General features: G+C 65.0%; 16 protein-coding genes. 8 read left to right on the top strand and 8 right to left on the bottom strand.

Annotated elements, in window-relative coordinates:
* From EN738_RS07175 to EN738_RS07160, 4 genes are all read right to left on the bottom strand, one after another.
* On the bottom strand, positions 1 to 713 hold a 713-nt coding region (locus EN738_RS07175), incomplete at its 3' end, for a cytochrome c (RefSeq protein ID WP_245494409.1).
* 9 nt (positions 714 to 722) lie between these two features.
* The gene (locus tag EN738_RS07170) at positions 723 to 1,160 is read right to left on the bottom strand and encodes a cytochrome c (RefSeq protein WP_127283097.1); all 438 of its coding nucleotides are present in this window, start codon (positions 1,158 to 1,160) and stop codon (positions 723 to 725) included.
* 148 nt (positions 1,161 to 1,308) lie between these two features.
* Positions 1,309 to 1,911, bottom strand: coding sequence for a superoxide dismutase (locus EN738_RS07165; protein WP_127283096.1), 603 nt, complete (start codon positions 1,909 to 1,911; stop codon positions 1,309 to 1,311).
* Between the two features lie 171 nt (positions 1,912 to 2,082).
* The gene (locus EN738_RS07160; protein ID WP_127283095.1) at positions 2,083 to 2,961 is read right to left on the bottom strand and encodes a branched-chain amino acid aminotransferase; all 879 of its coding nucleotides are present in this window, start codon (positions 2,959 to 2,961) and stop codon (positions 2,083 to 2,085) included.
* Between the two features lie 187 nt (positions 2,962 to 3,148).
* On the opposite strand from EN738_RS07160, the gene EN738_RS07155 reads away from it, so the two are divergent.
* Both EN738_RS07155 and EN738_RS07150 read left to right on the top strand, forming a co-directional pair.
* Positions 3,149 to 3,808 (top strand): haloacid dehalogenase type II, encoded by a 660-nt coding sequence (locus EN738_RS07155; RefSeq protein ID WP_127283094.1) that lies wholly within the window; start codon positions 3,149 to 3,151, stop codon positions 3,806 to 3,808.
* 246 nt (positions 3,809 to 4,054) lie between these two features.
* Entirely contained in the window at positions 4,055 to 4,879 is an 825-nt protein-coding gene (locus EN738_RS07150; RefSeq protein ID WP_127283093.1) for a L,D-transpeptidase, read from the top strand.
* Between the two features lie 12 nt (positions 4,880 to 4,891).
* Here the strand turns inward: EN738_RS07150 and EN738_RS07145 are convergent, their stop codons facing one another.
* On the bottom strand, positions 4,892 to 6,397 hold the full coding sequence (locus EN738_RS07145) for a PLP-dependent aminotransferase family protein (RefSeq protein ID WP_245494407.1): 1,506 nt from the start codon (positions 6,395 to 6,397) through the stop codon (positions 4,892 to 4,894).
* Between EN738_RS07145 and EN738_RS07140 the strand changes: the two genes are divergently transcribed.
* On the top strand, positions 6,396 to 7,019 hold the full coding sequence (locus EN738_RS07140; RefSeq protein WP_127283092.1) for an FMN-binding negative transcriptional regulator: 624 nt from the start codon (positions 6,396 to 6,398) through the stop codon (positions 7,017 to 7,019). The two genes, EN738_RS07145 and EN738_RS07140, sit on opposite strands and share 2 nt — an antisense overlap.
* Positions 7,020 to 7,182: 163 nt before the next feature.
* On the opposite strand, the gene EN738_RS07135 is transcribed toward EN738_RS07140, so the two are convergent.
* A complete protein-coding gene (locus EN738_RS07135; RefSeq protein WP_127283091.1) occupies positions 7,183 to 8,727 on the bottom strand; it encodes a helicase HerA-like C-terminal domain-containing protein in 1,545 nt (514 codons plus the stop codon).
* Positions 8,728 to 9,014: 287 nt separating this feature from the next.
* Here EN738_RS07135 and EN738_RS07130 point away from each other — a divergent pair, with 287 nt between their 5' ends.
* The 4 genes from EN738_RS07130 (at position 9,015) to EN738_RS07115 (ending at position 13,262) form a co-directional block, all read left to right on the top strand.
* Positions 9,015 to 10,457 carry a methylmalonyl-CoA mutase subunit beta gene (locus EN738_RS07130; protein WP_127283090.1) on the top strand — a complete coding sequence of 481 codons (1,443 nt, stop codon included), beginning with the start codon at positions 9,015 to 9,017 and terminating at the stop codon, positions 10,455 to 10,457.
* The gene (gene scpA, locus EN738_RS07125; RefSeq protein WP_127283089.1) at positions 10,454 to 12,577 is read left to right on the top strand and encodes a methylmalonyl-CoA mutase; all 2,124 of its coding nucleotides are present in this window, start codon (positions 10,454 to 10,456) and stop codon (positions 12,575 to 12,577) included. The genes EN738_RS07130 and scpA overlap by 4 nt, the downstream gene beginning before the upstream one ends.
* Before the next feature lie 71 nt (positions 12,578 to 12,648).
* Positions 12,649 to 12,879 carry an AbrB/MazE/SpoVT family DNA-binding domain-containing protein gene (locus EN738_RS07120; RefSeq protein ID WP_127283088.1) on the top strand — a complete coding sequence of 77 codons (231 nt, stop codon included), beginning with the start codon at positions 12,649 to 12,651 and terminating at the stop codon, positions 12,877 to 12,879.
* Positions 12,876 to 13,262, top strand: coding sequence for a type II toxin-antitoxin system death-on-curing family toxin (locus EN738_RS07115; RefSeq protein ID WP_127283087.1), 387 nt, complete (start codon positions 12,876 to 12,878; stop codon positions 13,260 to 13,262). Before EN738_RS07120 ends, EN738_RS07115 begins: the two co-directional genes overlap by 4 nt.
* Here the strand turns inward: EN738_RS07115 and greA are convergent.
* Positions 13,259 to 13,741, bottom strand: a complete 483-nt coding sequence (gene greA / locus EN738_RS07110) for a transcription elongation factor GreA (protein WP_127283086.1) — start codon at positions 13,739 to 13,741, stop codon at positions 13,259 to 13,261. The genes EN738_RS07115 and greA overlap by 4 nt on opposite strands.
* 103 nt (positions 13,742 to 13,844) lie before the next feature.
* Between greA and EN738_RS07105 the strand changes: the two genes are divergently transcribed.
* Positions 13,845 to 15,221, top strand: a complete 1,377-nt coding sequence (locus EN738_RS07105) for a TIGR03808 family TAT-translocated repetitive protein (RefSeq protein ID WP_127283085.1) — start codon at positions 13,845 to 13,847, stop codon at positions 15,219 to 15,221.
* Here the strand turns inward: EN738_RS07105 and EN738_RS07100 are convergent.
* The coding region (locus tag EN738_RS07100; RefSeq protein WP_189605773.1) for an asparaginase at positions 15,214 to 15,550 on the bottom strand (337 nt) is incomplete at its 5' end. The two genes, EN738_RS07105 and EN738_RS07100, sit on opposite strands and share 8 nt — an antisense overlap.

Genomic DNA, 15,550 nt, shown 5'->3' with positions numbered 1-15,550 from the left:
ATGCCCGACCCTTCGGCGGCCGTGGCGCCGGCCAGCCATTCGCTCTTCCTGGTGCCGCCGGCAAGGTCGCGCGGCGTGTGGCATTCGCCGCAATGGCCGGGGCCTTCGACGAGATAGCGACCGGCCGCGACCTTGTCCGGCGCGCCGTCGGCCACGGCGATCACCTGCTCGGGGTTGAGATAAAGCCGCTTCCACAGGCCGATGCCGCGGCGGATGTTGAAGGGGAAGGCGAGCTTGTGATCAGGCGCCTTGCCGGCGACTGCCGGCAGCGTCTTCATGAAGGCGTAGAGGTCGGCGACATCGGACGGCTTCATGCGTGTGTAGGAGGCATACGGAAACGCCGGATAGAAATGCTCGCCCGCCGGCGAGACGCCCCTCAGCATGGCGTTGGCGAAGTCTTCCTCGCTCCAGGCGCCGATCCCGTCCTTGGCATCCTGCGAGATGTTGGGCGGCACGAAAGTGCCGAACGGCGTCTTCAGTTCCAGGCCGCCGGTCAGCGCAAGGCGGTCCTCGCCTTTCGCGCCGGGCTTCGCATGGCAGGAGGTGCAGCCGCCGGCATAGAAGATGCGCTTGCCCTTGGCGGCGTCGCCGGGGCCGAGCTGCGCGACGGTCGCGGCATCGAGCCTGACCGGCGCCGACATCACCCATCCGGCAACCGCGCCGACGCCGCCCAGAACGAGGGCGGCGCCGACGAGTTTCCTCAGCCAGGGCATTGACCGCGATCAGCCCTTCTTGATCCTGTAGCTCTGGTGGCAGGTGCCGCAGTCGCCGCCGATCGTGTTGAGCTGCGCCTTCAAGGCATCGACATCGGCTGGCGGAGCCGCGACCGCGGCCTTGACGTCGGCCAGGAACTTGTCCTCGGCCGCGTTGAAGCCGGCCGTATCTTCCCAGATCTTCGGCGCGGCGGTGGTGTCGCCCTTGTCGCTGCCGGCCGGAAAGAACTTCTCGGTGTCCCATTTCTCGCCATTGGCCTGCAGCGCCTGCAGCGCGGTCAGCACGGCGGCGGCGTCGAAAGCCTCCTCGCCCTTGACGACCTTCGACAATTGTCCGGCGAGCTTGCCGCGCTCCTTCATCAGGGCCTGGCGATCCTTGATCGGATCAGCAAAGGCGGCCGAACCGGCAATTGTGAGCATAGAGACGGCGAGAACAAGCTTTCTCATTCAGTGGCTCCTTGGTGAAGAGAGTTCGCGACTGGACGTTAACGGACGTCGCAGGGGAAATATTCCGTCCACTCAGCAACGATTTTCACTTTTCGTTGCCGGCAGAAAAGAAAAAGCCCCGGTGTGCCGGGGCTTTTTCTCCGATCAATCAGCCATTGGCCTTTTCATAGAGCTCAAGGACATGATCCCAGTTGATCAGGCTGTCGACGAAGGCTTCGAGGTATTTCGGGCGGGCGTTGCGGTAGTCGATGTAGTAGGAGTGCTCCCAGACGTCGACGCCGAGGATCGGCGAGGCGCCATGCACCAGCGGATTCTCGCCGTTCGGCGTCTTCGAGATCGCGAGCTTGCCGTCCTTGACCGAAACCCAGGCCCAGCCGGAACCGAACTGGGTGGTGCCGGCGGCGATGAAGTCCGCCTTGAACTTGTCATAGCCGCCGAGGTCGCTGTCGAAGGCCTTCTGCAGGGCCCCAGGGAGCTTGGAGCCGCCGCCGCCCTTCTTCATCCACTTCCAGAAGTGGATGTGGTTGTAGTGCTGGGCGGCGTTGTTGAAGAGGCCGGCGTTCTTGCCGAAGGACTGCTTGACGACCTCCTCGACCGAAAGGTCTCCCAGGCCGGCTTCCGCGGCGAGCTTGTTGCCGTTGTCGACATAGGCCTTGTGGTGCTTGTCGTGGTGGTACTCCAGCGTCTCCTTCGACATGTAAGGCTGCAAGGCCTCGTAGTCGTAGGGCAAAGCGGGCAGCTCAAAAGCCATGGATGGTACTCCCTCATGGAAAATCCGGTGTCGATACCGGACTAAGATAGGTCTGGAATGGTTGGGGACAACTCCGGAATGAAGCGCCGGTTCCCTTTCTAGAGAGGTTCCGGAAGAGTGTCACATGGTTTTGCAGCAGGTGGCCGCGTGAAAGGAAAGCCCGGCCGCGGATCAGGCGGCGGACGCCGAATGCGCCCAGTCCCAGTAGAGCTCGCGCGCCTTCTTGGCGACCGGCCCGGGCTGGAGGTTGCGCTCCTCGATGCGGGTGATCGGCACGATCTTGGAGTGGTTGCCGGTGGAGAAGATCTCGTCCGCTTCGAGGAATTCGCGCACCGAGAGCGTCCTTTCGGTGGTCTTGAAGCCGTAGTCGCCGAGCAGGTTTATCGTGCGCGAACGGGTGATGCCGGACAGGAAGGTGCCGTTCGCCGCCGGCGTCAGCACATGGCCGTCCTTGACCAGGAAGATGTTCGAGGTTCCGGTCTCGGCGACGTTGCCCAGCATGTCCAGCACCAGCGCATTGTCGAAGCCGCGCATCTTGGCTTCGAGGATGGCGCGACCATTGTTGGGATAGAGGCAGCCGGCCTTGGCGTTGGTCGGCATGGTCTCGATGCTTGGCCGCCGGAACGGCGACAAGGTGATCGAAAAGCCAGCCGGCGAGATCATCGGCGATTCGTATAGGCAAAGGCAAAAACGGGTCGAGGCCGGATCGGCCGGCACGCCCATGTAGCCGCCATGCTCGGCCCAATACATCGGCCTGATATAGACCGCCGTCTTGCCATCGAACTTCTTCAGGCCATCCCAGGTCAGCCCGACGATCTTGTCGGTGGTCATGGTGGGTTTCAGGCCGAGCGCGATGGCCGAGGCGTTCACCCGCGCGGCGTGAAGCTCGAGGTCGGGCGCCACGCCCTCGAACCAGCGGGCGCCGTCGAAGACGCTGGTGCCGAGCCACATGGCGTGGCTGCGGGGGCCGAGAATGGCGACATTGCCTTCATGCCAGTCGCCGTCGACGAAGGTCCATGTTGCGGATTGCGCCGCTGCCGCCAGTGTCATTGCTCGGTCCGTCCAGATGCTTTTCGCGAAGCGGGCATAGGAAGATGCTTTGAAGGCCGCAGTCAACCGGTATCGCGGAGATTTGTTGAGGCCTGCGGCTCTCGGCCTGGCGGCTATCGCAAGCATCGATTGGCGCTGGCCGCAATCAACGCTTGCGCTCCGCCTGCCCTCGCCTCACAACTGTCGCATGCACCATGCGGCTTATGTTTTCGACGCCTACGGCACATTGTTCGACGTGCATGCCGCCGTGCGCCGCCATGCCGGCGAGATCGGGCCGGACGGCCAGCTGCTCTCCGACATCTGGCGCGCCAAGCAGCTCGAATATTCCTGGGTCAGGACGCTGATGGGCGCCTATGCCGATTTCTGGCAATTGACCGAGCAGGCGCTGGATTTCGCCGTGCGCAAGGTACCCTCGGTCGACAGGGGGCTGCGGGCCAAGCTGCTGGAGGCTTACTGGCGGCTCGACTGCTATCCGGAGGTGCCGGCCGTGCTCAAGGCGCTCAAGGCGTCCGGCGCTCGGCTGGCGATCCTCTCCAACGGCTCGCCCGAGATGCTCGAAGCTGCGGTCAAGTCGGCCGCGCTCGACCAGGTGCTGGACGACATCTTTTCCGTCGATCAAGTCAGGCGCTTCAAGACCGACCCCTCGACTTACGACATGGTGACCACCGGCTGGCGCCTCTATCCGGATGCGGTGTCCTTCCAGTCGTCCAACCGCTGGGACGTGGCGGGGGCCGCCAAGTTCGGCTTCCGCACGGTGTGGATCAACCGCGCCAACCAGCCTGACGAATACCGCGATTTCATGCCGGGATTGATCCTGCCGTCGCTCGAAGGCCTGCTGACCGCTTGAGGTATGTTGGTATTCAGGTGATGCCGACTTGACCTGGATCTCAACATAGCTTGGGGTCGCCAGGCCGCATGTGGCCGTGACGCAACAGGCCGGATGCGGTCACAGCTTTGCCTTTGTTTGTCCACCCTGAGGCCAGAATCGGAACCGCCTATCGCCGCCAACTGTTAAAGGCGAGAGTGCTCCCGTTAACAGTCCGCACCGGCGCATTTATGCTTTGTTGCGACTTGAGACCTAAAAAAGGCAACCATGTTCACATCCGATCCGTCCTCCCTTCGCCTCAGCCGCCGCGGCTTTCTCAATGCCGCGGCGCTCGGCGCCGCCTCGGTCGCCGTTTCCGCTTGCGCCACGACGAGGCCGGAACCGGTCGAGCCGCCGCCGCCGGCCTATGTCGAGCCGCCGCTGGGCGACTATGCGACGATGTACGGCCCGATCTCGGACAGCGGTTTCGAAGTGCCGGCCATACCGTTCCAGAAGATCGATCCGCAGTTCCTGCGCCAGATCGTTCCCGATCCGACTGGCCAGAAGCCGGGCACCATCATCGTCGATACGACCGGCCATCACCTCTACCTAGTGCGTGAAGGTGGCCAGGCGATCCGCTACGGCGTCGGCCTCGGCCGTGCCGGCTTCGAATGGGCCGGCGACGCGGTGGTGCAGTGGAAGCAGAAGTGGCCAAAATGGACGCCGCCGGACGAGATGGTCGCCCGCCAGCCGGAGCTGAGGGAGTACAGCGCCGACAATGGCGGCATGCCCGGCGGGCTGAAGAACCCGCTCGGCGCGCGCGCGCTCTATCTGTTCCAGGGGAATGTGGACACGCTCTACCGCCTGCACGGCTCGCCGGAATGGAACTCGATCGGCAAATCGGTGTCGTCGGGCTGCGTTCGCCTGATCAACCAGGACATCATCGATCTCTACGATCGCGTGCCCTCGAAGACGCCGGTGATCGTTACCGCCGATGTCGGCCAGCCGATGGTGGCCAGCGCCAATCGCAAAGCCATACCGATCGACGCCGGCGTGCCCGATGGATCGATCCTGCTTGGGCCGATCAGGCGCGACACCGACGAGCTCTTCTGAAGCCTGATCTCGTCAGCGGTGCGCGGCCAGCACAGTGGCCAGCATTGCAACACCGCGTCTCAGTGCCTCCACGTCGAGGCCGGCATAGCCGAGGATGAAGCCGGCCGTTTCGGGTCGCGGCTCGGTTGGATCATAGAGCGGCGATACCGGATAGAGGCCGATCCCGGCGGCGCGCGCAGCCGCGATGATCGCAGGCTCGCGTTCGGCATGGATGCCGTTCATCCAGGCGACGACATGCAGTCCGGTGTCGGCTCCCGCGACGGAGACTCCTGCACCCAGATGTTCGGACAACGCCTGCAGCAGGGCCTCCCTGCGCTCGGCGTTCTTCCTGCGAATGCTGCGGACGTGACGCTCATAAGCGCCGCTCGCGAGCAGGTCGCCCAGTATGTCTTGTTCCAGCATCGGAGCATGCCGGTCGGTCAGCCGTTTCGCCTCGCTAAACGCCCGGGTGAGGCTGGCTGGAACGACGAGATAGCCGAGCCTCAGGGTCGGCGAAAGCGTCTTGGACAGCGTGCCGATATAGATGACGGAGTCAGGATCGAGGGCTTGAAGCGGCGGGATGGGGGAGATGTCGTGACGGTATTCGCCATCATAATCGTCTTCGACGATGTAGGCGCCTGTAGCCTTGGCCCAGGCCAGGAGGGCGCGCCGGCGCGTCGCCGAAAGCACGCTGCCGAGCGGAAACTGATGCGACGGCGTCACGCAAGCAAGGCGGGCCGGCGGCAAGGCATCCGTCCTCAGCCCGTCGGCGTCGACCGCAACGGGCACGGCGATGCCGCCTGCCGCCGCGAAGGCATTGCGGGCCAGCAGATAGCCCGGGTTCTCGATCACAAACCGGTCGCCGGGGTCAAGCAGCAGCCGCGCGCAGAGGTCGAGCCCTTGCTGCGAGCCGTTGACGATGACGATCTGGTCCGGCGTGCAATTGATGCCGCGAGCGCGCCAGAGATAGCCCTGAAGCGCGCCGCGGGCGGCAAGGGACCCCTGAGGGTCGCCATAGCGCAGCCGAGCGGGGCGTCGCAAAATGGCTTTGTTCGACGCCCGCCGCCAGGCCAGCACCGGGAAGTCCGCCCCGGACAGGTCGCCATAGCGGAAATCGGCAAGCTTGGCCGGCTGCATTTCCGCCGGCGCAGGCAGGGCCACGAGGCGGCGGGCGAATGCCGACAGGTTGCGGGGCTGAGCGGCCTCGAGGGGCGTCTCCATCGACGGCGCCTCCAGCCCCGAGGCCACGATCGCGCGTGCTCCCGGCCGGATGATCAGATAGCCTTCGGCGTCGAGCTGGCTATAGGCGGCCGTCACCGTGGTGCGTGAGGCGCCCCATTCGGCGGCAAAGACCCGCGTCGACGGCAGGCGGTCGCCAGGCCGATAGGCGCCGCTGTGCACCTGCGCCTTGATCGCCGCGATGATCCGGCGCGCGACGCCATCCTTCTCCAACTGGACCACAGAGAACCTGCGAAACTGGATATTTCCACCAAGCCAGACTTGCGGCATCGTCGCCTGCAACGCAAGGAGTTTTGCCATGTACATACCGCCCGCCTTCCGTGATGACGACAAGGAGAGCCTGAGAGCAACGATCCGCGCGGCGCGGCTGGCGACACTGGTCACCGCCACGGCGGAAGTACCGCAGGCGACGCCGTTGCCACTTCTTCTCGACGAGAACGAGGGCGAGCACGGCGTGATCTACGGCCATGTCGCGAAGGCAAATCCGCAGTGGCGCGCACCGGTATTGGGCGACGGCCTGGCGATCTTCATGGGACCGGACGCCTATGTGACGCCGGCGTGGTATCAGGCCAAGCAGGAAACCGGGAAGGTCGTGCCGACCTGGAACTATGTCGCCGTCCATGCCTATGGACCGATTGAATTCTTCGACGATGCCGACAGGCTGCTCGACGTGGTGACGCGTCTCACCACCCTCCACGAAGGCGGCCGCGCCTCGCCCTGGGCCGTATCGGATGCGCCGCCGGATTTCATCCAGGCGCAACTGAAGGGGATTATTGGCCTGCGCATGCCGATCACGCGGCTCGAAGGCAAGCGCAAGATGAGCCAGAACCGCAACGCTGCCGATCGTGCCGGTGTGCTGGCTGGCCTCGCGGCGAGCGACCGGCCATCGGACCGTGAGGTGGCTCCGCTCATCCCGGTGTGAGGTCGCTCCGCTCATCCCGGTGTGAATCCGTCATCGCGAATCTGAGCCAGTTCGCCTGGTACTTCGCCGCGGCTTCCTGCTCGCCATAACGCAGGAAGGATTGATCACGGCAGCGCTCTGTCACCGCGCTTGAAGCGACCTCCGCCCTTCTCGTGCAGACATCCTACCGCCCCCTGGCCAGGCTCCCCAGGATCCCGCGCACGATCGCGCGGCCGACAGACGAGCCGACCGAGCGCACCACCGACTTGATCGCCGCTTCGGCCACGGTCTGGCGGTTGGAGGGGCGTGGCGCCGGGGCGCGGCGGCCGCCGGACTGCGGAGCGGGATCGTCGCCAAAACCGGGAATCGTCCAGCGCGAGCGGCCGCTGTCGGCCTGTTGCGCCTGCTCTTCGGCCTCCTGCGCCTCTTTCGCCTTCTTCTGCAACAGCTCGAAGGCCGATTCGCGGTCGATCACCTGGTCGTATTGGCCCGAGACCGGGCTTTCCCCGATCAACTGGCGGCGCTCGTCCGGCGTGATCGGGCCGAGCCGCGACGACGGCGGGCGAATCAGCGTGCGCTGGACCATGGAGGGCACGCCCTTGGCCTCCAGCGTCGAGACCAGCGCCTCGCCGGTGCCGAACTGGGTGATCGCGGTCATGCAGTCGAAATCGGGGTTGGGGCGGAAGGTCTCGGCCGCCGTCCTCACCGCCTGCTGTTCGCGCGGCGTATAGGCGCGCAGGGCATGCTGGACCCTGTTGCCGAGCTGCGCCAGAACCTTCTCGGGAATATCCAGCGGGTTCTGGGTGACGAAATAGACGCCGACGCCCTTGGAGCGGATCAGCCGCACCACCTGCTCGACGCGGTCGACCAGCACCTTCGGCGCGTCCTCGAACAACAGATGCGCCTCGTCGAAGAAGAAGACCAGCTTCGGCTTGTCCGGATCGCCGACCTCGGGCAATTCCTCGAACAGCTCCGACATCAGCCAGAGCAGGAAGGTGGCGTAGAGCCTGGGGTTCATCATCAGCTTGTCGGCGGCAAGCACGCTGATGGCGCCACGGCCGTCGCGGGTGGTGCGCATGATGTCGGCGATGCGCAGCGCCGGCTCGCCGAAGAAGTTCGCCGCGCCCTGCTGCTCCAGCACCAGCAGCGTGCGCTGGATGGCGCCGACGGACGGCTTGGTGACATTGCCGTAGCGGGCGCTGAGCTCATCGGCGCGCTCGGCGATATTGGCGAGCAGCGCCTGCAGATCCTTGAGGTCGAGCAGAAGCAGGCCTTCCTCGTCGGCGATGCGGAAGGCGATGTTCATGATGCCTTCCTGCGCTTCGGTTAGGTTCATCAGCCGCGACAGCAAGAGCGGTCCCATCTCCGAAGTCGTGGCGCGAATCGGGTGGCCCTGTTCGCCGAACAGGTCCCAGAAGATGACCGGGAATTCCTGGAAGTCGTAAGGGTCGAGCTTGATCTGCTCGGCGCGCTTGACCAGGAAATCCTTGGCCTCGCCCATCATGGCGATGCCGGAAAGATCGCCCTTGATGTCGGCGCAGAAGACCGGCACGCCGGCGTTGGAAAAACCCTCGGCGAGGATTTGCAGGCTGACCGTCTTGCCGGTGCCGGTGGCGCCGGTGACCAGGCCGTGGCGGTTGCCATATTGCAGCAGAAGCTGCTCGGGGCGCTGATAGCTGTCGTCGGGCTTGCGGCTGGCGCCGATGAAAATGCTCTTGTCGTCAGCCATATGTCCGGTCTCCGCAACCTGATGAAGTTAAAAGCAAAGGGCCACGCTGAGGTATAGTGAGGCGACGCGGCAGCGACAATGCTCCAATCGCGAATCGGGCTTTCAGTCGGAGTCTGGAACTCAACCCAAATCCCGACTTGCCGGGCTTCCTGCAGCTTGCGGACTTTGCGCATGTTTGGCAATCGGTCGGTGGTTCACCCGGCCGCATGCGTGGCGCATTGTGATATCGGACAGGGAACCTTAGACTGACGGTTCGAATTGATGCGGCAGAAAAACCAGGAGTGCGGATGGGCGCCGGCGCCTTGACCAGGGAAGTCGACCTTCAGAACGCTGACCGCCAGCGCTGGCTGGCGCTCGCCGAAAAGGCGCTTGCCGGCGGCTCCTTCGAGGACAGGCTGGTTTCCCACAGCGACGACGGCATCCGCATCGAGCCGCTCTATGAGCGCTCGGCCGCGGCCGAACCGCTGGTCAGGGCAAATCCCGGAGCGCCCTGGATCGTCAGCCAGCGCGTCGACGATCCGGATATTGGCCGCGCCAAGGCGCAGGCACTGGACGATGTCGCGCAAGGGGCGACCGGTCTGTCACTGGTTTTCGAGGGCGCGCCGAACGCTTTCGGCTATGGCCTGCCGCGAACGGCCGAGGCGCTGGAAGCGGTGCTCGACGGCGTGCCGCTCAACCGCGTCCAGGTCCGCATCGATGCCCATCCCTGGAGCCGTGCGGTGGCCGACTGGCTGGTGGCATTCCTGGGCAAGCGCCGCTCCGATCCGGCCAAGCTCAACCTTTCCTTCGGCATCGATCCGGCGGCGATCTTCGCCGGCACCGGCCGGCTGCGCATGTCGATCGAGGCGCTGCAGGAATCGATGCCGCAGTCGATGGCGCATTTCTTCTCGATGGGAGTGCCCGGCGTGCTGCTCGAGGCCGACGGGCGCGTCTTCCACAATGCCGGCGCCACCGAGGCCCAGGAGCTCGGCACGATGATGGCGTCGGCGGTCTCCTATCTCAGGATGTTCGAGAAGGCGCGCCAGCCGCTGGTCTATGCCGCACCCCATATCGGCTTCGCGCTCAGCGTCGACCAGGACCAGTTGCTGTCGATGGCCAAGGTGCGCGCCTTGCGCCGGCTGTGGGCGCGGATCCAGGAAGCCTGCTCGATCCCGGCCTCGACGGCCAGCATCCACGCCGAGACGTCCTATCGCATGATGACGGCGGCGGACCCGGAGACCAACATATTGCGCACGGCGATCGCCTGTTTCGCGGCCGCCGCCGGCGGGGCCGATTCGATCTCCATCCTGCCACACACAATCGCGCATGGGCTGCCGGCCGGCTTTGCCCGCCGCGTCGCCCGCAACGCGCAGCTGATCATGGCCGAGGAAAGCCACGTCGATCACGTCGCCGACCCCGCTGGCGGATCGGGCGCCGTCGAGGCGCTGACCAATGATCTCTGCGCGGTCGCCTGGCAAGAATTCCAGCGCATCGAGGCCGAAGGCGGCGTGCTGGCGAGCCTGCAGCAAGGCTACATCCAGAACCGCGTCCAGACCGCCGCTGCGAAGCGCAACGCCGAATACCGGACGGGCGCGCGCGCTATCGTCGGCACGACACTGTTCCGCGCGGGCAGCGAACGCCCGGTCGAAACACTGGCGGCGGAGCGGCGACCGGCGCTGACGGAAGGCGTCGCGACCTGCGAGCCGCTGTTTCCGGTGCGCATCGATCAGTCGATCGGAGCCGGCGCATGATCCCCGATTTCAGCCAGATCGGCTGGTCTGCTCCGCGCCGCGCGCCGGTCGAGCTCAAGGGCCAGCGGATGACGCCGGAAGGCATCGCCGTGAAGCATCTCTACATGCAGGGCGATCTCAAGGGCCTCGCCAATCTCGATACCTATCCCGGCTTGGCGCCCTTCGTGCGCGGCCCCTACCCGACAATGTACGTCCAGCAGCCCTGGACGATCCGGCAATATGCCGGCTTCTCAACGGCGGAAGAGTCGAACGCCTTCTACCGGCGCAACCTGGCGGCCGGGCAGAAGGGCCTGTCGGTCGCTTTCGATCTCGCCACGCATCGCGGTTATGACAGCGACCATCCTCGCGTCGCAGGCGATGTCGGCATGGCGGGAGTCGCCATCGATTCCATCCTCGACATGCGCCAGCTGTTCGACGGCATTCCGCTCGGCGAAATGACGGTGTCGATGACCATGAACGGCGCGGTGCTGCCGGTCATGGCGCTCTACATCGTGGCGGCGGAGGAACAGGGAGTTGCGCAAAAGGATCTCGCCGGGACCATTCAGAACGACATTCTGAAGGAGTTCATGGTCCGCAACACCTACATCTACCCGCCGAAACCCTCGATGCGGATCGTGTCGGACATCTTCGCCTACACGTCGCGCAACATGCCGAAGTTCAACTCGATCTCGATCTCGGGCTACCATATGCAGGAGGCCGGCGCGACGGCGGACCTCGAGCTCGCCTACACCATCGCCGACGGCATCGAATATGCCCGCGCCGGCGTCGCTGCCGGGCTCGACATCGACCGCTTCGCGCCGCGGCTTTCCTTCTTCTGGGCCGTCGGCATGGACTTCTTCATGGAGGTCGCCAAGCTCAGGGCCGCGCGCCTGCTGTGGTCGAGCCTGATGAAGAAGAATTTTGCGCCCAAGGACGAGCGCTCGCTGTCGCTGCGCACGCACTGCCAGACGTCAGGCTGGTCACTGACGGCGCAGGATCCCTACAACAACATCACCCGCACGATGATCGAGGCGATGGCGGCGACGCAGGGGCATACGCAGTCGCTGCATACCAATTCCTTCGACGAGGCGATGGCGCTGCCGACCGACCATTCGGCCCGCATCGCCCGCAACACGCAGCTCATCCTGCAGAAGGAATCCGGCACCACGCGCATCGTCGACCCGTGGGGCGGCTCGGCCTTCGTCGAGCGGCTGACGCAGGATCTGGCGGCGCGCGCGCTCGCTCACATCGAGGAGGTCGAGAGCCTCGGCGGCATGGCGGCGGCGATCGAGAAAGGCATTCCGAAGCTGCGCATCGAGGAGGCCGCGGCCCGCACCCAGGCACGCATCGATTCCGGCGAGCAGACGCTGGTCGGCGTCAACGCGCATCGGCCGCAAACCGACATCGAGGTCGACGTGCTGAAGATCGACAATGCCGAGGTCAAGGCCAGGCAGTTGGCGAAGCTGCAGCGGCTGAAGGGCACGCGCGACGTCGGCGCGGTCGAGGGCGCGCTTGCCGCGTTGACGCGGGCGGCCGAGGACGACGAGAACCTGCTTGAATTCGCCATCCGCGCGGCGCGCGCCAAAGCGACCGTCGGCGAGATTTCGCTGGCGCTGGAAAAGGTTTTTGGGCGTCATGTCGCCTCGGTGCAGACGATCTCCGGCGTCTACCGCGATGCGCTCGGCGACAATCCGGCGGTCGACAGGCTGCAGGACAAGATCGCGACGTTTGAGGAGAAATCCGGTGGCAAGCCACGTATCCTGGTTGCCAAGATGGGTCAGGACGGCCATGACCGCGGGCAGAAGGTGATCGCCACCGCCTTTGCCGATCTCGGCTTCGACGTCACCGTCGGTCCGATGTTCCAGACGCCCGAGGAGATCGCGAAACTGGCGGTCCAGCACGACGTCGACATCATCGGCGCCTCCTCGCTCGCGGCCGGACATTTGACGCTCATTCCTGAGCTCAAGGAAGCGCTGAAGAAGCTCGGCCATGGCGACATGCTGATCGTCGCCGGCGGCGTGATCCCGCCGCAGGACTATGATGCGGTGCTGAAGGCGGGTGCGGCGGAAATCTTCCCGCCGGGCACGGTCATTCCAGAAGCGGCGGACAGGCTTATGGACCGCTTGCTGGCGGCGGCATGAGGCCGTTATAATTCCTGTTGCAACAATCGGCGTCTGGCGTTATAATCGGCGTTGCAACAGGATGATCCGTCATGAACACCACCATTCGCAAAATCGGCAATTCCGAAGGGCTGATCCTGCCGAAGGAACTTCTCGACCGGGTGAACCTGAAGGCGGGCGACAATGTGGTCGTCGTCCAGGAGGGTCAGGAGCTTCGCTTGCGCCGCCTTGAGGACTCTGCCGAAGAATTCGAACGCAAGATGAAGATCGCGCGTGAGCGGATGAAGAAATACGAGGTTGCCTACCGCGCGCTCGCGAAATGACCGCGCATCATTCGCGAGAATTCGTGGAGGCGATGCACGCCGAGCAGTTGCGCCTTCACGGCGGTGCGCCGGGCATTCGTGACGAAGGCATGCTGGAATCAGCGCTTGCTAGGCCTCAGCAGAAGGAGGCCTATGGAGAGCCCGATCTTTGCGAACTGGCGGCCGCTTATCTCTTTGGCATCGCAAAGAACCACCCATTCGTCGACGGCAACAAGCGCACCGCTTTTGCCGCAGCCGATTTGTTTCTCTACTTCAATGGATTGAGTGTCGAGGCCGAGCAGGAGGACGTCATCCAAATGGTGATGATGGTTGCAGCGGGTGAAATCGACGAAGCCGGGGCCGCGGCATTCTTCCGCGACCATGTCGTCAGGCTGGAAGACTAGCTCTCAGCCTTGTCCGAAAGCTTGGTGATCTCCCACTCCTTGCCGTTGACCGACGCGATGTCGCCAAGCTTCTTGCCGAACAGCGCCACTGCCATCGGCGAGACATGGGAAATGCTGCCCTTTGAGGGATCGGCCTCGTCCTCGCCGACGATCTTCCAGTGCACTTTCTTGCCGTCATCGCCTTCCAGCGTGACGCCCATGCCGAAGCGGACCACGTCGCTGCCGGGCTCGGGCACGGAAAGCTCCGCACTCTCGCGCCTGGCGGTCCAGTAGCGCAGGTCGCGCGACACGAGCGCGATGCGCTCGCGGTCGGCTCGCCTCTCGGCCTTGCCCAATTCGTCGCGCAGTCCTTCGAGTTCCTGATCGATCATTGCCAAGCCACGCTCCGTCACCAGGTTGCGGTGCTGGCTGATCGGACGCTCGCCAATGCCGGCGATGGCGTTTTCGCTGTCTTCTTCGCGGGTAAAAGCTCTGCTCATGCAATGAACTTAGGCCCGGTGCCGCCTCTGTACAAGCTGTAGTCCGACGGCAGGCCTGGCACGATTCCTGCGACAGGGATGGCAAACGCCAGGACCTGTGCCGATGTTGAACAGACGAATGCTGCTCGCCCAGACCGCCGGCTTTGCCATTGCGGGCCTTTGCGCTGGCAAAGTCTCGGCCAAGGTGCTGCCCGGCATCGCGAAAGCCTCGATGCGCGGTTCGATCAACGCCACCGAGCTCGGCGTGCAACCAGGCACGCTTGACGACCAGAGCAAGGCCTTCACCAAGCTCCTCAACGACGCCAGCGAGCGCGACGCGCCGGTGTTTTTGCCGCAGGGCACCTATGTCGTGTCCAACCTCAAGCTGCCAGCGCGCCTGCGCCTGAGCGGCGTGCCGGGCGCCACGCGCATCGTCTATGGCGGCAACGGCCATCTGATGATGGTCGAGCAGGCCGAGCATATCGAACTCGGCGGGCTGGTGTTCGACGGCTCGAACCGCTGGCTGGCCGACTATGCGCAAGGCCTGCTCGACCTGCGTCGCGTCGGCCATCTCGTCATCGACAATTGCCAGGTCACCGGCAGCGGCAAGAACGGGCTGGCGCTGGAGCATGTTTCGGGCCGCGTCGGGCGTTGCGACATTTCCGGCGCGGCGGACGCCGGCATCTATTCGGTCGAAGCCGGCGGGCTGGAGATCTCCGGCAATACGGTTTCCGACTGCGCCAATGGCGGCATCCTCGTGCATCGCTGGCAGCAGGCGGAAGACGGCACCCTCGTCAGTGGCAACCGCGTCGAGCGCATCGGCGCCAGGAGCGGCGGCACCGGCCAGAACGGCAACGGCATCAACGCCTTCCGCGCCGGCAATGTCGTGATCTCGGGCAACATCGTCTCGGACTGCGCCTTCTCGGCGATCCGCGCCAACAGCTCCAGCAATCTGCAGGTCACCGGCAACACCTGCTCGCGCTCGGGCGAGACGGCGCTCTATTCGGAATTCTCCTTCGAAGGCGCGGTCATCGGCAACAACATCATCGACGGCGCCGCCAACGGCATCTCGATCGTCAATTTCAACGAAGGCGGCCGCATGGGCGTGTGCGCGAACAACATCGTGCGCAACCTGTCGACGGTCGGCCCCTACCCCGCCGACGCGCCCGGCTTCGGCGTCGGCATCAGCGTCGAGGCCGACACCACCGTGTCGGGCAATGTCGTCGAGAACGCGCCGCTCTATGGCATGCAGATCGGCTGGGGGCCTTATCTGCGCAATGTCGTTGCCACCGGCAACATCATCCGCAAGGCCGGGACCGGCATTGCGGTGTCGGTGGTCGAGGGCGCAGAAACGGCCATCATCTCGGACAATGTCATCGATGGCGCGCTGAACGGCGCTATCGTCGGCCAGCGCTGGGCCGATCCGGCGACCGCCGACCTCGCCCAGTCAGGCAATGCCGGCTATGCGCATCTGACCGTTGAGCGCAACCACGTCAGTTGAGCGCAGCCGTCGGCCGTAGCGTGCCAACCTTGGCGCCAATCCGGCTTTCGACGGGGCGATGGGCGAGCTCCATCAGTTTTGCGGCGAGGCCTTCGTCGCCACGCAGCAGCCTGGCCAGCACCGCGGCGATCATCACCTCGGCGGCGCGGCCGGCGCCGTCGTCGCATTTCAGCGCAATGCCGAGGCCAAGCTCGGGAACGGCGGCGCAATAGACGCCCTCTGCACCGGTCTTGACGAAGATGCGGCCGGGCGCCGCCTGCATCAGCGCGACATCGGCGCCGCCGCTGCCGGAGACCAGGAAGGGCTCGGCCATGCAGGCGGACAAGAGC

It is taken from the genome of Mesorhizobium sp. M4B.F.Ca.ET.017.02.2.1 (assembly GCF_003998955.1).
GTDB lineage: Bacteria > Pseudomonadota > Alphaproteobacteria > Rhizobiales > Rhizobiaceae > Mesorhizobium > Mesorhizobium abyssinicae.
This window is presented reverse-complemented; position numbering and strand designations above follow the sequence as displayed.

What these genes read in the sequence shown, in the direction of transcription:
- EN738_RS07170 (WP_127283097.1), bottom strand. Translation starts at nt 1,160, where the DNA reads ATGAGAAAGCTTGTTCTCGCCGTCTCTATGCTCACAATTGCCGGTTCG.
- EN738_RS07165 (WP_127283096.1), bottom strand. Translation starts at nt 1,911, where the DNA reads ATGGCTTTTGAGCTGCCCGCTTTGCCCTACGACTACGAGGCCTTGCAG.
- EN738_RS07160 (WP_127283095.1), bottom strand. Translation starts at nt 2,961, where the DNA reads ATGACACTGGCGGCAGCGGCGCAATCCGCAACATGGACCTTCGTCGAC.
- EN738_RS07155 (WP_127283094.1), top strand. Translation starts at nt 3,149, where the DNA reads ATGCACCATGCGGCTTATGTTTTCGACGCCTACGGCACATTGTTCGAC.
- EN738_RS07150 (WP_127283093.1), top strand. Translation starts at nt 4,055, where the DNA reads ATGTTCACATCCGATCCGTCCTCCCTTCGCCTCAGCCGCCGCGGCTTT.
- EN738_RS07140 (WP_127283092.1), top strand. Translation starts at nt 6,396, where the DNA reads ATGTACATACCGCCCGCCTTCCGTGATGACGACAAGGAGAGCCTGAGA.
- EN738_RS07145 (WP_245494407.1), bottom strand. Translation starts at nt 6,397, where the DNA reads ATGGCAAAACTCCTTGCGTTGCAGGCGACGATGCCGCAAGTCTGGCTT.
- EN738_RS07135 (WP_127283091.1), bottom strand. Translation starts at nt 8,727, where the DNA reads ATGGCTGACGACAAGAGCATTTTCATCGGCGCCAGCCGCAAGCCCGAC.
- EN738_RS07130 (WP_127283090.1), top strand. Translation starts at nt 9,015, where the DNA reads ATGGGCGCCGGCGCCTTGACCAGGGAAGTCGACCTTCAGAACGCTGAC.
- scpA (WP_127283089.1), top strand. Translation starts at nt 10,454, where the DNA reads ATGATCCCCGATTTCAGCCAGATCGGCTGGTCTGCTCCGCGCCGCGCG.
- EN738_RS07120 (WP_127283088.1), top strand. Translation starts at nt 12,649, where the DNA reads ATGAACACCACCATTCGCAAAATCGGCAATTCCGAAGGGCTGATCCTG.
- EN738_RS07115 (WP_127283087.1), top strand. Translation starts at nt 12,876, where the DNA reads ATGACCGCGCATCATTCGCGAGAATTCGTGGAGGCGATGCACGCCGAG.
- greA (WP_127283086.1), bottom strand. Translation starts at nt 13,741, where the DNA reads ATGAGCAGAGCTTTTACCCGCGAAGAAGACAGCGAAAACGCCATCGCC.
- EN738_RS07105 (WP_127283085.1), top strand. Translation starts at nt 13,845, where the DNA reads ATGTTGAACAGACGAATGCTGCTCGCCCAGACCGCCGGCTTTGCCATT.